The organism is Bacillus sp. 95MFCvi2.1, assembly GCF_000374965.1.
Taxonomy (GTDB): domain Bacteria; phylum Bacillota; class Bacilli; order Bacillales; family Bacillaceae_G; genus Bacillus_A; species Bacillus_A pseudomycoides.
The window spans coordinates 544,037-560,141 of sequence record NZ_KB895690.1 but is presented as its reverse complement, the minus strand read 5'-3'; the positions used below and the strand labels follow the sequence as shown (position 1 = coordinate 560,141).

Sequence of the window (16,105 nt, the reverse complement as noted above, 5' to 3'; positions counted from 1 at the left end):
TCCTATTGGAGTGCCCCCTGAGAAAGAGACAATAAAAAACACCTCTCTAAATCGTAAGTATCAGTTATGATTTTAATGGAGGTGTTTTTCGTATTATGGATACAATTTCGCTTTAGCTTGATTGGCATGGGGTACCGCCACACATCCATCAACTTAAGAATTTTATAACACACCCAAAACGAAAAAATGTACATTTTTTTGTTTTGGGACACTTGCTTTTCTTATCTTGATAGTGATGTGGTGAAACCCTTTAATTGTAATCATCATTTTGATAATCGTTATCTAAGCTGAGCGCTCTTCCATTTGGACGATATTCTATGTGAAAGGTATTATGTTATTACTTGTACTGAGGCTCTTCTTGTTCAATTTGCTGAAGACGAGGATTTAAAGATTCAATAATTTCTTGCGTTTGTTGTGCTGCACCTTTATATAATTGTTTTGCTTCCTGGTTATCAGTATCAAGAACAAATCCTTCTAGGCATGCTTGAGCACTCTTTAATCCAGCGATAGTTTGTTTAAGTTTAGTGCTTACTGTCATGTAGTATTTCTTCCTTGTAAATGTACTTCAAAATATAGAATGCCTATTTTGTTATCATAGTACGATTTCCAATTTTTGGTGTATAACGAATTACAGGAATTATTAATGGTTGCATAACCATTTAACGATACAACCCTAGATTCTCTATGTTTTGGGTAACTTTGCAACAGAACCGTTTATATGCTCCCATCCCAAGTGGTGAAATATGTTCTAGCAATTCCTCATTGAAATCATACTTACTCTTTAATACTTCTATAGTCTTACTCAAATAAACGATATTCCATAAAGTATTGATGGCGATGGGCGGGACCCCAATTAAAGTTTTTTAAATCTAATTGGACTTACCATTAAGAGAGCGAGGATTAATGTAATCCATGCATTGCTATATAAAAACAATCCCATACCAGCCAATGGTAATCCAGCAGCTGGAATAGGTAATCCCTTAAAATATCCAATGGTTGGTTTAACACTAAATTTAGCTAATCTTAAAGCACCCATCGTTGGGAAAAGGATAAATGCCAAAGAAGTTAAAATAGATGGTGTTGCTATCGAATGAAATAAAAGTGCAGGAGCAACTCCGAAACTAACAATATCAGCTAAGGAATCCAATTCTACGCCAAACTCACTGTTCACTTTTAATTTTCTCGCAATCCTTCCATCAAGAAGATCTAAAACAGCTGAAAAGAAAATGAAAATGGAGGCTACTTCCAAATAGTCACTCATATTCATGGTAATTGAAAAAACACCGCACAATAAATTTCCGATCGTAAATAAATTGGGTACAGCTTTTACTATCTGATTGAACAAGGTGGTCCCCCCTAAGTTGATCAAACTTCACATTTATGTAGCATTTTCTATATATTCTTCCGTTATTCTTAAAAATATATGACCACTGTACGCTAAGTAAATTCCGACAAGAGAAAGGCCGATTTCCTGTACGTTATGTTGGTTTATAAAAATGTTTGATCATGGGTAAGTCTATTACTGTTGATTTACCTAATATAAAAAGCCTGTTTTTGAAAAAAGATTGATCAAAACAGGCTCTAAAATAGAAAAGGGGAAAGGGGAGAGAGGTGAAAACTTGAAAAGTGTAATTTGATGTAAGGTTCTCAGTTTATGAATATAGAATGCAGTAATCCCCTTATTAAAAGTAATTTTGATTATATTGTAATTATGATGCATGAAATTATTTTAGTGTAAACAAAGAAAAGGTACCTCCTGCTGCAAGGTACCTTTTCCAATGGATATAACTCATTATCTAAACGATCGATGGTCATTTTATTGAGAAATAAATCAATTACTTAACAATAAAAGGAAAATGATTGTAACAAGCGAATGAGATTTAAGAAGAATTTACCGATATATGAACTTTCTTCTATTACATTAGTTTAAGGAGGACTATAAAAATGTCTGATCTCTATTCTCGTCTTTCCAAAAATGATGCCGCTGTTCTTCTAGTGGATCATCAAACTGGTCTTATTTCCAGCCTAGTGCGTGATTATGGTGTTGATGAATTTAAGAACAATGTTTTGGCTCTTGCTAATACCGCTAAGTTTTTTGATTTACCAGTTATTTTAACAACAAGCTTTGAAAGCGGACCGAACGGCCCACTAATGCATGAATTGGTTGAGCTCTTTCCTGATGCGCCAAAAATAGCTCGGCCTGGACAAATTAATGCATGGGACAATGAAGAATTTGTTAAAGCCATCGAAGCAACAGGTAAAAAGCAACTAATTATTGCAGGGGTTGTTACTGATGTTTGTGTTGCGTTCCCAGCACTATCTGCTGTAAACGCAGGATATGAGGTATTCGTTGTAACTGATGCATCAGGGACTTTTAGTAAACAAGTTGCAGATGCTGCCCTTATGCGTATGGCTCATGGAGGAATCCAATTAATGAACTGGTTTAGCGTTGCAGCAGAATTACATCGTGACTGGCGAAATGACGTTGAAGGTTTTGGAGCTTTACTTGCTAAACATCTTCCTAGTTATCAAAATATCATGGAAAGCTATATGAGAGCTCAAAGAGAGCTTAGCAAGTAAAATGACTTAATTAATAGTTGTACTGTTTCATTTTTTTCGTTTTGGGGAGCAACCAATTTCTTAACTTGATGGTGATGTATGGTGACCCCTATTAGGCTTGATAAAAATAAAGAATGCCCTTGCTTCAGTCAAGAAACAAGGGCATTCTTCATTTTTTAACTGATAATCCATATACAAGTGTTTCGCTAGGAGTCGTAATACTAAAACCTGTCATTTTATAATCAAGCTTTAATGTATTTCCTATATAGTCTTTTGTAAAATCATCCATTTGAATAATAAGTTGCTCATCTTCATAAGCGATTTCATTTGGATTATACTCATCGAAAATTAAATCAACATCAACAAATATACTACAAGAATTTGTCATTGTACCTCTAATACGTACGATGTTTTTGTTATTTGCGTTTAATTTATGTAATACGGCTTTTGCCTCATCAGTTACGCGAATGTTCATGGAATCCCAACCTTTGTTTATAGTTCTTATTCTATTATTGCAAAAACATTAGAAATAGGGAAGTAAAGGGTTTCAATGAATGATAAACGTATAGGGATTACGATTTGAAAAGTAAGGATGGAACCGTAAATGTTTGTGTTAAGCATAACTCGTCATCACTTATTTTCTCAACTTCTTGATACTTTATCTCATTCTTTTGGTAGAACTTTTTCCAAAAGTTCACCGCTGTTTTATTGTTTTTTAATTGCATTACATAATAGGCTCCTTTGTGCTGTTTTAAAAGTTCTAAAATTGCTTGATCTGCTATCCTTTTTCCGCGGTACGCTTTTAATATGAAAAGATCGTTAATGCAGCAGTCTGTTTCAGGTGCTGTGAATGGTGGTTTCGCGAATAGAAGAAACCCGATATATTTTTCTTCATATGTAATGAAATAAGGAGAAAGCTCATCTCGGTTACAAATAAGTTCAAAAGCATCAAATTCAAAAAATCCATTTTCATTTGGATGAAGGGTAGGGGAGAATTCGGATAAATCATGTAAATATAGAGCATAAAAATTCTTTAATATTTTAAGTTGTTCTGTGGAGACAATTTCTAACGCGACGTTCATTTTAATTCCACCCTTTTTTTAATAATTCCTCTATAGCAGTAAACCATTCGACATAAAGAAAACATATCCTTTGAATGTGAAGGATTCATTCCAATAAAAAAGGTCAGCAAACATGATTGATGTTTGCTGGCCTTTTATCACTTAAAGTTCACATTTATCAAGAGGAATTACTTTTGTTTTCTTTGTAAATTTATATCCTAACCACATCGCAAGGAAGAGAGGTAAGCCGATATAGGAAACAAGTACACCATTCCAATCGATAGACTCACCTATAAATGCTCCGTAATTTTGTCCTAAAATGACAATGACACAAAGTGCAAATGCGAAGATTGGACCAAATGGGAACCATTTGGCTTTATACGGTAAATCATTTAAATCTTTTCCTTGTGCAATATATGCTTTACGGAAACGATAATGACTAATAGCAATTCCGACCCATGCAATAAATCCGGACATTCCAGATGCATTTAATAACCAAATATATACAACACCGTCGCCAAATAAGGAAGCTAGGAAAGCGGCACAGCCAACTACTGAAGTTGCGATTAACGCGTTAACAGGTACGCCGCGGCTATTTAATTTACCTAAAAATTTTGGTGCTTTTCCTTGTCTTGCTAAATCCCAAAGCATACGAGCTGATGCGTACATACCTGAGTTACCAGCAGATAAAACTGCAGTTAAAATAACTGCGTTCATAACAGAAGCGGCAAATGCAACTCCTGCTTTTTCAAATACAAGTGTAAATGGACTTACTGTTACATCGCTAGCTGCAAGACTTTCAGTTGTATACGGAATTAATAAACCGATAACAAGTATTGCAAAGATGTAGAATAATAGAATACGCCAAAAGATTGAGCGAATTGCTTTTGGAATGCTACGCTCTGGATCGGCAGTTTCACCAGCAGCTACACCTAATAATTCAGTTCCTTGGAATGAAAAACCAGCAGCCATAAATACACCGATAATTGCCATAATACCACCGTTAAATGGTGCATCTGCAACAGTAAAGTTTTTAAATCCAACAGGTTCGCCACCCATAATACCAAAAATCATCATAAATCCAACGATTAAAAAGATAATAACAGTAGCTACTTTAATAAGTGCGAACCAATATTCCGCTTCACCAAACCCTTTAACAGATAAGTAATTTAAAAGAAACATAATGACTAAACAAAGGCCACTCCAAATAAGGGAAGGTGTATTTGGGAACCAAAACTTCATAATTAATGTTACGGCTGCAAGTTCAGCGGCAATGGTAATTGCCCAGTTATACCAATAATTCCAGCCGAGTGCAAATCCAAGTGATGGATCGACAAATTTTGTCGCGTATGTGCTAAAAGATCCAGTGACAGGCATGTAAGCTGCTAATTCAGCTAAACTTGTCATTAAGAAGTAAACCATAATTCCGATTGCCGCATATGCGATGAGAGCTCCGCCAGGCCCTGCTGTGTGAATGACACCACCACTTGCAAGAAATAGTCCGGTACCGATTGTACCGCCGAGAGAAATCATCGTAAGGTGACGAGATTTTAACCCGCGTCTTAATTCACCTTGTCCTTGTGTAGATTGTTTTGTAGAGGTAGCTTGATTCGTTGCGCTATTCATGTTCAACACTCCTTTTCTTGTAAGATTAGGAAGGAACGGGGAGAAAAATACAAAAAACCGCCAAAGGAATTTGGCGGAACGTTTCACAAATAACCACCCCATCATACCCTTCCGTTAAGATAGCACCCCACGTTTACACGGTACTTTGTAAACGTGACAGTTCTGTTCCTGTTTGGAGACAGCCCCAGCTCGTACTTCCAGAGAAGAAATACAAACTTCGGCAGCATTTCCTTTCAAACGGAGTCATTGACATTCTCTGTGTCTAATCCGTTCTACTAATAAAAGCCGCAACCTCTACCTCATCGGATTGATGAGGATTTATTTATTGCTGTGATTTTTAATATATGGCAATTGTAATTAGTTTCTGAAAATATTGCAAGGAATTTTTGTAGGAAAATATCAAAAAAAATCGGTTATTGTATAGGAAACGTTTCAAAATTCCACCCGAACCTACTTGATATGTAAAAAAATGAAGAAAAAATTGTTATACAAATGTTTCGCAAAAAGATATGGAAAATCCTCTAAAATTAAAAGAAAATTCAGAAAAAATAAATTCGACATTGATTATAAGCAAAATAAAGAGTGCTAAAGAGATTAAAAAAGGTAAGCAAACTTATCATTTGCTTACCATAGTATTTCACACCACTTTATAATTAGTTCTGTTTTAAGGCAAAACTCGTTTTTGTCCAGTCGTATATCCAACGTTTTGTTTTGTAAGCTGGGAGTGATTTCTAACCGAAATGAAAAGTGCAATGATAACGACAAGACCCACTGCAATATAGGAAAGGTTAATAATTGTTGGATCCACTTTAAATGATGTAAGCAGTGTCCGGATATTTGTAAAAATAATCAGTCCACCAACGAGTACACCAAGTAAATGTGAAGGTACAATTCGTACTAACCATGCAGCGATTGGTGCGGCGATAATGCCGCCGAGCATAAGAGCAAATACCCAAAACCAGCTTACTTGTTCCCAGCCTAATGAAATGAAAAATCCAATAGTTGCAGCTAATGAGACAGGAAACTCACTCGTATCAACGGAACCAATGACTTTTCTTGCTTCATTTCCACGTGCGAGAAGTACTGGTGTAGTGATAGGTCCCCAGCCACCTCCACCAGTTGAATCAACAAATCCCGCAAACAACCCGAGTGGTATAAGTTGCTTACCAGACATACGTTTATTTGATTGGACAATTTGTTTTTGAATAATAAATCGTAATAAAATATAGACACCTAAAGTAAATAAAAAGATAGAAATGTACGGTTTAATTAAATCACCCGGTAAATTGCTTAAAAAACAAGCACCAATAAAAGCACCAATTGCACCTGGTAATGTTAGTCTGGAAACAGTGTATTTATCAACGTTTCCAAATCGAATATGAGATAAGCCAGAAGCTGCAGTGGTAACAACTTCAGCTAAATGAACAGATGCGGAAGCGACAGCAGGTGCAATGCCAAACATTAATAATAATGAGGAAGACGTTACTCCGTAAGCCATTCCAAGTGCCCCATCAATCAGTTGAGCAAAAAAACCAATAATAGCAAAGACAATTAATTTTTGCATATAAAATCCCCCTGTAATAATAAATAAAAAGGCTCTTTTCTCGAGTGAGAAAAGAGCCTTTGGTTTTTCCAATCAGCTTAACGTTAATTTTTTATTATTATAATGCATATTAATCTCATAAAGCAACTAGGTTTTAAAAGTTTTTTGAATTGATTGAAATAACAGAACAGTTATATAATAAAAGGATGTAAATAAAGGGAGGGGAAAATTATGTTAGCATTTGATCATCTCGTTCATACCGTTAGGTGCACACCAAAGGAAGCAAAAAAGCGAATGGAGGAGCTTGGATTTCATACGGTACAGGGCGGAGAACATACAAACTGGGGGACATGGAATAGTTTATGTTATTTTGACTTATCTTATATTGAATTTTTAGCAGTGCAACATGAAGATACAGCGAAACAAGCGGATAATCCACTTGTTCAGGAAACTGTAGAGAAATTACGAGATAGAGAAGGAATGCTGCAAATTGCTCTTCGTACAGATCATATTGAAGAACTTGCGGTAAGGTTCATGGAAAAAGGGTTACAAGTTAAAGGGCCGTTTGAAGGAAAACGAATGAGAAATGACGGTCATCTTATCGAATGGAAAATGTTATTTGTGGAACAGGAAGATAGTGGACCGAAATTACCTTTCTTTATACAGTGGGAAGAATCTGATGAGAGTAGGAGATTCGATTTACAAGAAGTGGGCGTCATTGTCCCGCATAGCAACGAGGTAAAAGAAATTCAGACAATATATTATGCTGTGAAAAATGCACGTGCAACAGTAGAAAGATGGAAAGAGATACTCAAAGTACAAGTGACTTTACCTGAAATTCATCAAGAATGGAATGCGCTTTGTCAAAGTGTATTGCTTGAAAATGTAAATGTGCAGTTTTGTGAACCTATTGGTGAAGGGTTCGTGCAAGAATGTTTGTTAAAATATGGAGAACTTCCTTTTGCGGCTGAATTTCAAGGAGCAAATACACAGAAGAAAAAACAACAAATTTTAGGGAATGTATACATATATTAATTGGAGTGGTCTATGTGGAAGAGGTGCTAAGGGAGTTAGAACAACAATTGGATTGGCCTCGTATAGTAAAATGTACTTTGATTCCAAAAGGTTTTTCATTTGATAAAAAATATAAAATTGAATTAGAAAATGATGAACGCTATTTTATTAAAGTGTGTGATATGTCAACTAGTGAACGTAAGCGCGAAGAATATGAATATACGCGTCATTTTGAATCATTAGGTATACCGATACCAAAACCAGTTCATTTTATAAGGCTTGTTAGATTAAATCAATGTGTACAAGTATTTGAATGGGTTAACGGAGAAGATGGTGAAGATATACTTGGAAAGTTGACTGAGAAAGAGCAATATTTGGCTGGAAAAAGGGCGGGAGAAGTCTTAAAGACAATTCATACAGTGAAGAAAAAGTATGTAGAAGAATCTTGGGAAACAGCTCGATGGAATAAATACGAGAGATATTTGCAATTATTAGTGGAATACGAGGTGGATTTTATTGACTTGCAATCGGTGTTAACCTTTGTAGAAAATCATAAGAATTTATTGCGAAATCGTCCTACTGTGTTTCTGCATGATGATTTTCACCCAGCAAATATTATGATTCATCATAATGAATTTCGTTCAGTAATCGATTTTGCGAGGTTTGATTTTGGGGATCCCATTCATGATTTTTATAAAACGGCCTTGTTTACAATTGATATAAGTGAACCATTTGCTGTTGGACAAGTCCATGGGTATTGTGATGGGGAGCCGTCACTTCATTTTTGGAAACTATATTCACTGTATGCAGCGATGATTTTTCCAGCAGATATTGTTTGGGCACATAAAGTAACACCAAATTTATTAGATGGAATGAAGGGGAGGTTGAAGCGGATTGTAGACGATCAGAATGATTTTACTTCTTATATGCCAAATTGGTATAAATCTTTTAATAAAGATATAATAAATATAGAATAGTTGGGGGTGTTGATTTGGATAAAATAGCGGTTATTTCAGATATTCATGGTAATATTCCTGCTTTAGAAGCAGTTCTTAAAGACATCAAATTAAAAGGGATAGAACGTATTGTGTGCTTAGGTGATCTAGTAGGGAAAGGACCACATTCTAGTGAAGCAATTGAGATTATTCGGAAAGAATGTGAGCATGTTGTAATGGGAAATTGGGATGATTTTATTACAAAGCCTAGTGATTTCGAAACATTACAATGGCATCAAAAACAATTATCAGAACAGCAGCGGAATTATTTAAGGGAATTACCATTTTCAATTGAATTTATAATGAGTGGGAAACTAATTAGAATGTTCCATGCATCACCTAGAAGCCTATATGAAAGAGTTCAGCCCGGAGCTCCAATGGAACAACGTGTTAGTTTATTTGAAAATAGTAATCTTACAGAAAACATTGAAGGTGAAAGGAAACCGGATGTCGTTTGCTACGGAGATATTCATCAAGCTTATGTGCAAAATTTTCGTGGGAAAACTTTGTGTAATGCAGGAAGTGTGGGTAACCCACTTGAGATTACGCAAGCCTCTTATTTGATTTTTGAAGGTGTATATGGCCAAAAAGAGGCAGCAAGTTTCTCAATTCAACTTGTAAGAGTTCCTTATGATATAGAGCTTGCGATCCGATTGGCTAGAGAAGAAGAAATGCCTGAGATTGATGCGTACATACAAGAATTGACGACAGCTAAGTATCGGGGATTAAAGTAGAATTAGACAAAATATATTCGATAAATCAACATACAGTTCTGTATAAATACTTAAAAATATTAACTATAGGGGAGGGAATATTCTAAAATAATTATTTCGAATATTTAAAATAAAAAGTTAGATAAATGATTGGGAAAGTAATTATAACTTCTAAATAGAGAGAATTAGAAATAGCGAAATCATTAGATACAATGATTTTTCTCCAAATAGGCATGGTTAAAAATCCTTAGGTTGGCAGCTCATGTCTGTATTCAAAAGGTGTATAGTAACCTTAATAAATGATGAAATATGCTAAAAGTTAAAAACTAACGAGGGAATAGAGATGAAAATACAATTAAAGGCGGATTTAATGTTACTATTGGTTACATTTTTTTGGGGGGCATCCATCTTACTTACAAAAGTTGGCCTCAATTACATGCAAGAATATAATTTAATCTCATTACGTTTTATTATTGCTTTTCTTTTGTCAGGTATAGTGTTTTATAAGCATTTAATCAAAATTGATTTTAGAACTATTAAATATGCTTTTATATTAGCTGTTATCTTGTTTATAGTTTATATTTTTGCGACTTTTGGTACAAAGTATACATCGGTTTCTAATGCTGGTTTTTTAATGAGTCTTACAGTGATATTTATTCCAGTATTATCATCTATCTTTTTAAAACAAAGACCTGAAAAAAAAGTTATATTGGGAGTTGTTTTAACAATAGTAGGGATAGGGTTATTAACGTTAAATAGCCAATTAAAAATAGGTTATGGCGATATATTATGTATTTTATGTGCTCTATTTTATGCAGTCCATATCATTATTACTGGAACAATAACGAAGCAGGTTAATTCAATTAGCCTTGGAGTTTTACAACTTGGTTTTGTCGGTCTATTTAGTAGTATTTTCTCAATGTTTATGGAAAATCCTAAACTTCCTAGTACTGTTGAATCATGGTTTTCAATCTTAGTATTAAGCATATTTTGTACAGCAATGGCTTTCATTGTTCAAATCATTGCACAGCAATATACGAGTCCTACACATACAGGTCTTATTTTTTCATTAGAACCTGTTTTTTCAGCGGGTTTTGCTTTCGTTTTCACAGGTGAAACTCTCACAGCTAAAGGTTATTTAGGTGCAACTCTTATATTATTAAGTGTAGTAATCGCCGAACTAGATTTTAAAAGTTTATTAAAAACAAATTATAAAAAAATATAGGATAGATGTTTTTTATAATACGTTCAAGTTGAGAATATTCATTTATATCATTTTAGCTCATATAAATCAGATTTACTTTTGATAAGTAGTTTTATGCTAATAGTTAGTGTTTGTAGCAAATATGGTATAATTTTTATAGTAATAAAAATCAACGATAAAATTTCTTAATGTTTTGTAAATATCTAATTGAGGTGGACTATTTTTGAAAAAAATGTGCTTATGAATTTCTAAAAATAAAAACTTTAAGTAAATCACATTTGATTATAGTAACAAAAAGGTGTTTTCACGTCTAGAAAGCACCTTTTCAGTCCACAGTTATTTGTTATAGTTTCATACTTGTTTCCGTAGTCTAAAGCATTTTTCATGGAGCGTTAATGCTCCATGAAAAATGTTTTTTTATTTTTGACAAAATTCAATGGCGGTATGTAAACGAGAAATTCCGTCCTCTATTTGATTGATATGTACTTTCCCATACGATAACCGAATATAGCCATCTTTTGCTCCAAAAATACTGCCAGGCATAAAGGCTACTTGCTGTTTTAAACTTTGCATTATAAGCTGTTTTTCGTTAATAGGCTCCTTTAATTTTCCCCATATGTAAATCCCGCCATTAGGATTTGAAAAAGAAATCTTATCTTGAAGATAATAATTTAGGGCATCGACAATGACATCTCTTTTTTGTGCTAACTGATTGCGTAATTGCGTTATATGCGTATCAAATGGAACAGTTTCAAAAAATTGCTGCATGAGCCATTGAGGAAATATACTCAGTCCTAATTCCATTTGATGCCGTGCATCTGATAACCGTTCTACTACTGACTGTGGAGCAACAAGCCAACCAATGCGAAGGCCAGGTGCAATCATTTTGGATAGTGAATGCACATAGATGACGGTTCCATTTTCATCAATGGATTTTAAAGTAGGGCAAGGCTGTTTATTTTCTAATGTTAATAAACTAGATGGATCATCCTCAACGATTGGAATACGTAGGTCTGCGCATAACGATAAAAGTTTTTTTCTTCGATTTGGATGAAGCATCGTACCTGTTGGGTTTTGGAAATTTGGATTTAAAAAAATCATTTTAATTCGGTGCTTTCGATATAGTTCATGCACATCTTCAGGATTCACTCCATGTTCATCAACAGGTAACGGGAAAATACGAATCCCCGCTGATTGGAAGAGGGGTAATGAATAGCAATGTGAGGGGCTTTCAAAAGCAACTGCATCACCTGGGTTTAATAAGCATTGAACGATAAGATGAAGCGCTTGTTGTGCCCCAGAAGTAATCATAATCGATTGTTCTGTTGCTTCAATTTTTAGATAATCTCTCATATATTTCGCTGCCGCTTGTCTTAATGGTAGATAGCCTAGTGGATGATCATAGCTAAGTGATTGCGTTAAAGGTTGCTCACGTAAAATGCTTTGTAACTGTTCATGGGGAAACAGGTTACAACCAAGTTCTCCATTTGCGAAATCAATTATATTTTCATTTTGCTGGACTTGCTCTCGAATATGTCGAAGTAGTGGTAAATTCGGTAAAAAAGTACCACCTTCTACGAATCCTCTCCAGTTCGGTGTTAATGTTGGAGAAACGCCCCACATATGTGTACTTACACGTGTACCTCTTCCAGTTGTGCTGTCCACAATTCCCATAGCACGCAGTTCATTATAAGCAGTTGTAACGGTACTTCTGTTTACATTCAGTTGGATTGCTAATTTTCGTTCCGAAGGGAGAAAACTACCAGGAGGAAGCTCTCCGTACATAATACGTCTTTCAATAAAATCAACAACTTGTTGATAAATCGGAATCTTGCTGTCATTATCTAACTTCCATTCCATTTATAACGTCCCCTTATTCTTTATCTAGTTTCATTATAACAAATTGGCTGGGTAAAAAAACAGCCAATTGGACGGTGTGGTATCCAGCCAATTTTACTATGCTAAGGTAGTGGAAGGGGAGATTCGGATGAAACGATGGCAAATGGAATGGCTCCTAATATCAGTTGCTTTAGTATGGGGAGCGAATTATACAATTGGAAAATATGGAGTGGCGTATATGTCATCCATTCAATTTAATAGTTTACGATTTTTAGTTGCATCTCCGGTATTATTATTGATTACATTTTTTATGGAACGATCGCTACGAATTGAGAGAAAAGATTGGTTAAGATTATTAGTAGTTGGGATAGTTGGAACAACATTGTATCAAACATTATTTATGTTATCTGTAAAATATACATCAGCAACAAATGCGTCACTATTAATTGCGATGTCACCTATTTTTACAGGGATTTTAGCAGTGTTACACAAACAAGAACGTTTTTCGATGAAGATTCAAATCGGTTCTTTATTATCCTTTAGCGGCGCAGCACTTGTTTTATTAACAGGGCATACGAATCAATCTACATATGAGTATGCTTGGCTTGGAAATCTAATTGGATTAGTTGCTGCGATTGCTTGGGGTTGGTATCCAATTCTTGCACAGCCACTTATTACAAAATATTCGGCAATGCGAGTAACATCTTGGTCTACATTAATTGGCATTGTGCCACTTGTCGTATATTGTATATTCAACGTAAATACACTAACATGGCCGACAGATACGTTAAGCTGGGGTTCATTAGGTTATTCAATCCTCTTTGCAACAGTCTTTGGACTTGCGATGTGGTATGTTGGTATTAGCAAAATTGGCTCTACAAAAGTAATGGTCTATATGTATCTTGTCCCGTTGTTTGCTGTCATTTTTGCCGCAGTAACAATTGGAGAAAGAATAAATACGATGCAATTGCTTGGCGGACTTGTTATATTTATTGGTTTGTACGTTGTGAAAAAAGGAGCGGTAAAAAAGCCCGCTTTCAATTTGAAAAAAGTAAGTTAATGTAAAAATGACCTCTTTCTATGAAAGAGGTCATTTTTATTTTTGTAAAGATAGCGTTTGTTTCACTGCCCATTGTTTTATAATTTATATAGAAATATACGTATGGAATTGTAACATAGGGCTTTTTTCAAAGCCCTATGTTTATTCTAATTAGCTTCAATTCTAAGTGCTTGAATATCACGACAGTCCAAAACAATTACAGAGCCAGGTTCTGTTGTGTTATCCACAAAGGTTGCGCAAAAATTATCTGGATTAAAGTTAGTAAAAATAAGATCCTCTAGTGTTGTTCCTGTAAGAAAAACATCTACTTCTGTACCTAACTGTAATCTTTCTAATTGTTCGCAGGCACATTTTGTATGCTTAGTCATATAAAAAACCTCCTTTTCTCGATTTACTATTAATATATTAATCAATCAAATAGAATGTTTGGATTAATAACCCAGTAATACTAATTATTTTGCTAGTTTATATTTTTAAATGTACGGGGCGTGGAAATGAAGGAAGCTGAAGACGCAAAAAAGGTTACAGCATTTTATTATACAAATCAAAAAGTAGAATCGGTAGAGGGACGTATGTGGTTTGTAGAGTTGCTTTTATCTGATGAATTACGAGTAAAAAGAAGGTGATAATCTTTAACGATATGGAAATGTCTACTTATTACGGAGTGGGCGGTGGTATACGTATTATTTCGGATATGCGTGCTCTATTTCGCTGATAATTGTCTAGGGAAATCGGAATTGAAACGTAAAATAGAAAGGACAGATATTGCAGTTAAAGATGTATTATAGGGTTTTATGAGATGAAAAAGTTAGTTCCTCTGTAGATTTGGTTTTATTTTGTTAGTTTAATAAACTAATTATTATATTATAGAAAATTAATAATATATCATGGTAAAATATACTATATAAATATTGATTATTACATAGATTGGAGAATGGCAGAATGAAATTAAACTTACTAAAAGCGGGGGTACTGACTAGTTTTATGCTTTTATGTTGGTCTTATGAAGAGGTTCCCGCTTCTGCAGCATCTACGTGTGGGCCGTACGGTCAAATTAAGCCGAATCAAAATCCCTCTCGTCAGCACATGAATTGCTTACTAACGAACGCAGCATTAAAAGCAAATGTTCCTCCTGAAGTTGTAAAAGCTGTTGCTGCACAAGAAAGTGGCTGGAAACAATTTGATGGAAACGGCCGGCCAATCATAGCGCAAGACGGTGGGATTGGGATTATGCAAATTACAAATCAGTCCAAGTACGATCAACAAAAGTTAAAATACGATATTGAGTATAATATTCAAGCGGGTGTTGAAGTTCTTCGTGGTATGTATCAGCGAACGGATCTTCCTAAGATAAAGTCTGCTGGACCAGAAGGAATTGAAAACTGGTACTTCCCTGTTATGGCTTATAATGGAACAAAACCTGCAAATAGCCCTTTATATAAGGCTAATGGCCAGAAAAATTCAAACGCTTATCAAGAAAAAGTATTTGCTATTCTTGAACAATACAGTTTTTTAAATGATACGAAATTGGCACAGTTCCCTTTCCGTACAGCTGATTTCGAATATGACCCTAACACTAGCAAAAATATTGTATTTAAAAAGAAAGAGTACACACTAACAGGTTTACATCCCTCTACATACCATCTTAAAACAGGCGACCAAGTACTTGTAACAAGAGATGGAGTGAACTTAAGATCCAAACCCACTTCCGCATCAAGTGGGAAGCCGTTAAGTAAAAATACGAACTTGATTATTCAGGGGAACTTTGCATATGATGAATCTTTAAACAGTAATAATCAGTTTGTATGGTATCCAGTCAAAACGGCAGATCAAAAACTAGTAGGTTATATTTCTTCTGCGTACATTATGAAAAAAGGTGTACCTTTACCTCCAAAGGTGAATGCGGTCACAGATAAAGATAAGGTAGTGACAGGAACAGCTGAACCTAATTCTAGTATCTCTGTAAAATCTGGAACGACATTTATTGGTAAAGGAAAAGCGAATCCACAAGGAGTATTCTCAATTGTGATACCTTTACAAAAAGCAGGGACAAGAATAAGTGTAATAGTAAAGGATAGTGCAGGCAATAGCAGCCCATTTACAACAATAAGCGTACTAGATAAAACACCTCCAACTATCCCAAATGTAAATAAACTGACCAGTAAGGATACAGTGATAACAGGAACAACTGAGCCTAATACAGATGTGAATGTAAAAGTGGCTTCAACTCTTATTGGTAAAGGAAAGGCAAACTCAAAAGGACAGTTTTCAATTAAGATACCAGTACAAAAAATGGGAACGAGAGTAAGCGTAGTAGTAAGAGATAGTGCGGGGAATTATAGCCCATCCAAGGTAATAGAAGTAAGTAAGTAAGTAAGTAAGTAAGTAAGTAAGTAAGTAAGTAAGTGAAATATGTAAAGTATTTACAAGTAGGATCGAAATAGATCGGTCCTACTTGTATTGGCTCTGTTAAAGTAAAATGTTCATAAAC

At 34.9% G+C, this 16,105-nt stretch carries 16 protein-coding genes, 1 pseudogene and 1 riboswitch; of the genes and pseudogenes, 8 read left to right on the top strand and 9 right to left on the bottom strand.

Annotation, left to right across the window (positions count from 1 at the left end; translation table 11 throughout):
* Positions 1–337: 337 nt before the first annotated feature.
* From C568_RS0103000 to pssA, 3 genes and pseudogenes are all read right to left on the bottom strand, one after another.
* The gene (locus C568_RS0103000; protein ID WP_006095189.1) at positions 338–538 is read right to left on the bottom strand and encodes a DUF1657 domain-containing protein; all 201 of its coding nucleotides are present in this window, start codon (positions 536–538) and stop codon (positions 338–340) included.
* Positions 539–712: 174 nt separating this feature from the next.
* A pseudogene (locus tag C568_RS36375) lies at positions 713–827 on the bottom strand (Tn3 family transposase); the annotation flags it as partial.
* 26 nt (positions 828–853) lie between these two features.
* Positions 854–1,345 (bottom strand): CDP-diacylglycerol--serine O-phosphatidyltransferase, encoded by a 492-nt coding sequence (gene pssA, locus C568_RS0102995; RefSeq protein ID WP_018767515.1) that lies wholly within the window; start codon positions 1,343–1,345, stop codon positions 854–856.
* Positions 1,346–1,944: 599 nt separating this feature from the next.
* Between pssA and ycaC the strand changes: the two genes are divergently transcribed.
* Complete coding sequence (gene ycaC / locus C568_RS0102990; protein ID WP_018780762.1) at positions 1,945–2,580, top strand: isochorismate family cysteine hydrolase YcaC; 636 nt, start codon at positions 1,945–1,947, stop codon at positions 2,578–2,580.
* Positions 2,581–2,728: 148 nt separating this feature from the next.
* Here ycaC and C568_RS0102985 read toward each other — a convergent pair whose 3' ends face one another.
* The 4 genes from C568_RS0102985 to C568_RS0102970 form a co-directional block, all read right to left on the bottom strand.
* Positions 2,729–3,034 carry an iron-sulfur cluster biosynthesis family protein gene (locus C568_RS0102985; RefSeq protein WP_018780761.1) on the bottom strand — a complete coding sequence of 102 codons (306 nt, stop codon included), beginning with the start codon at positions 3,032–3,034 and terminating at the stop codon, positions 2,729–2,731.
* A 97-nt stretch (positions 3,035–3,131) separates the two neighbouring features.
* Positions 3,132–3,641, bottom strand: a complete 510-nt coding sequence (locus tag C568_RS0102980; protein WP_018780760.1) for a GNAT family N-acetyltransferase — start codon at positions 3,639–3,641, stop codon at positions 3,132–3,134.
* Positions 3,642–3,782: 141 nt separating this feature from the next.
* Complete coding sequence (locus C568_RS0102975; RefSeq protein WP_018767512.1) at positions 3,783–5,246, bottom strand: amino acid permease; 1,464 nt, start codon at positions 5,244–5,246, stop codon at positions 3,783–3,785.
* 112 nt (positions 5,247–5,358) lie between these two features.
* A riboswitch (Lysine riboswitch) is annotated at positions 5,359–5,551 on the bottom strand.
* A gap of 359 nt (positions 5,552–5,910) precedes the next feature.
* Positions 5,911–6,810: a sulfite exporter TauE/SafE family protein gene (locus tag C568_RS0102970; RefSeq protein ID WP_018780759.1), complete on the bottom strand. Its 900-nt coding sequence runs from the start codon at positions 6,808–6,810 to the stop codon at positions 5,911–5,913.
* A gap of 210 nt (positions 6,811–7,020) precedes the next feature.
* Here C568_RS0102970 and C568_RS0102965 point away from each other — a divergent pair, with 210 nt between their 5' ends.
* From C568_RS0102965 to C568_RS0102950, 4 genes are all read left to right on the top strand, one after another.
* Positions 7,021–7,824 (top strand): VOC family protein, encoded by an 804-nt coding sequence (locus tag C568_RS0102965; protein WP_018780758.1) that lies wholly within the window; start codon positions 7,021–7,023, stop codon positions 7,822–7,824.
* 14 nt (positions 7,825–7,838) lie between these two features.
* Positions 7,839–8,780, top strand: coding sequence for an aminoglycoside phosphotransferase family protein (locus C568_RS0102960; RefSeq protein ID WP_018780757.1), 942 nt, complete (start codon positions 7,839–7,841; stop codon positions 8,778–8,780).
* Between the two features lie 14 nt (positions 8,781–8,794).
* A complete protein-coding gene (locus C568_RS0102955; RefSeq protein WP_003198232.1) occupies positions 8,795–9,532 on the top strand; it encodes a metallophosphoesterase family protein in 738 nt (245 codons plus the stop codon).
* A gap of 322 nt (positions 9,533–9,854) precedes the next feature.
* Positions 9,855–10,736 carry a DMT family transporter gene (locus C568_RS0102950; RefSeq protein ID WP_018780756.1) on the top strand — a complete coding sequence of 294 codons (882 nt, stop codon included), beginning with the start codon at positions 9,855–9,857 and terminating at the stop codon, positions 10,734–10,736.
* Between the two features lie 396 nt (positions 10,737–11,132).
* Here C568_RS0102950 and pdxR read toward each other — a convergent pair whose 3' ends face one another.
* Positions 11,133–12,575 carry a MocR-like pyridoxine biosynthesis transcription factor PdxR gene (pdxR, locus tag C568_RS0102945; RefSeq protein WP_018780755.1) on the bottom strand — a complete coding sequence of 481 codons (1,443 nt, stop codon included), beginning with the start codon at positions 12,573–12,575 and terminating at the stop codon, positions 11,133–11,135.
* A 127-nt stretch (positions 12,576–12,702) separates the two neighbouring features.
* On the opposite strand from pdxR, the gene C568_RS0102940 reads away from it, so the two are divergent.
* On the top strand, positions 12,703–13,614 hold the full coding sequence (locus tag C568_RS0102940) for a DMT family transporter (RefSeq protein WP_018780754.1): 912 nt from the start codon (positions 12,703–12,705) through the stop codon (positions 13,612–13,614).
* Between the two features lie 146 nt (positions 13,615–13,760).
* On the opposite strand, the gene C568_RS0102935 is transcribed toward C568_RS0102940, so the two are convergent.
* The gene (locus tag C568_RS0102935; RefSeq protein WP_003198239.1) at positions 13,761–13,982 is read right to left on the bottom strand and encodes a hypothetical protein; all 222 of its coding nucleotides are present in this window, start codon (positions 13,980–13,982) and stop codon (positions 13,761–13,763) included.
* Between the two features lie 126 nt (positions 13,983–14,108).
* Between C568_RS0102935 and C568_RS36055 the strand changes: the two genes are divergently transcribed.
* Entirely contained in the window at positions 14,109–14,240 is a 132-nt protein-coding gene (locus C568_RS36055) for a hypothetical protein (protein WP_018780753.1), read from the top strand.
* A 316-nt stretch (positions 14,241–14,556) separates the two neighbouring features.
* Positions 14,557–15,987: an Ig-like domain-containing protein gene (locus tag C568_RS0102925; RefSeq protein WP_018780752.1), complete on the top strand. Its 1,431-nt coding sequence runs from the start codon at positions 14,557–14,559 to the stop codon at positions 15,985–15,987.
* Positions 15,988–16,105: the final 118 nt, after the last annotated feature.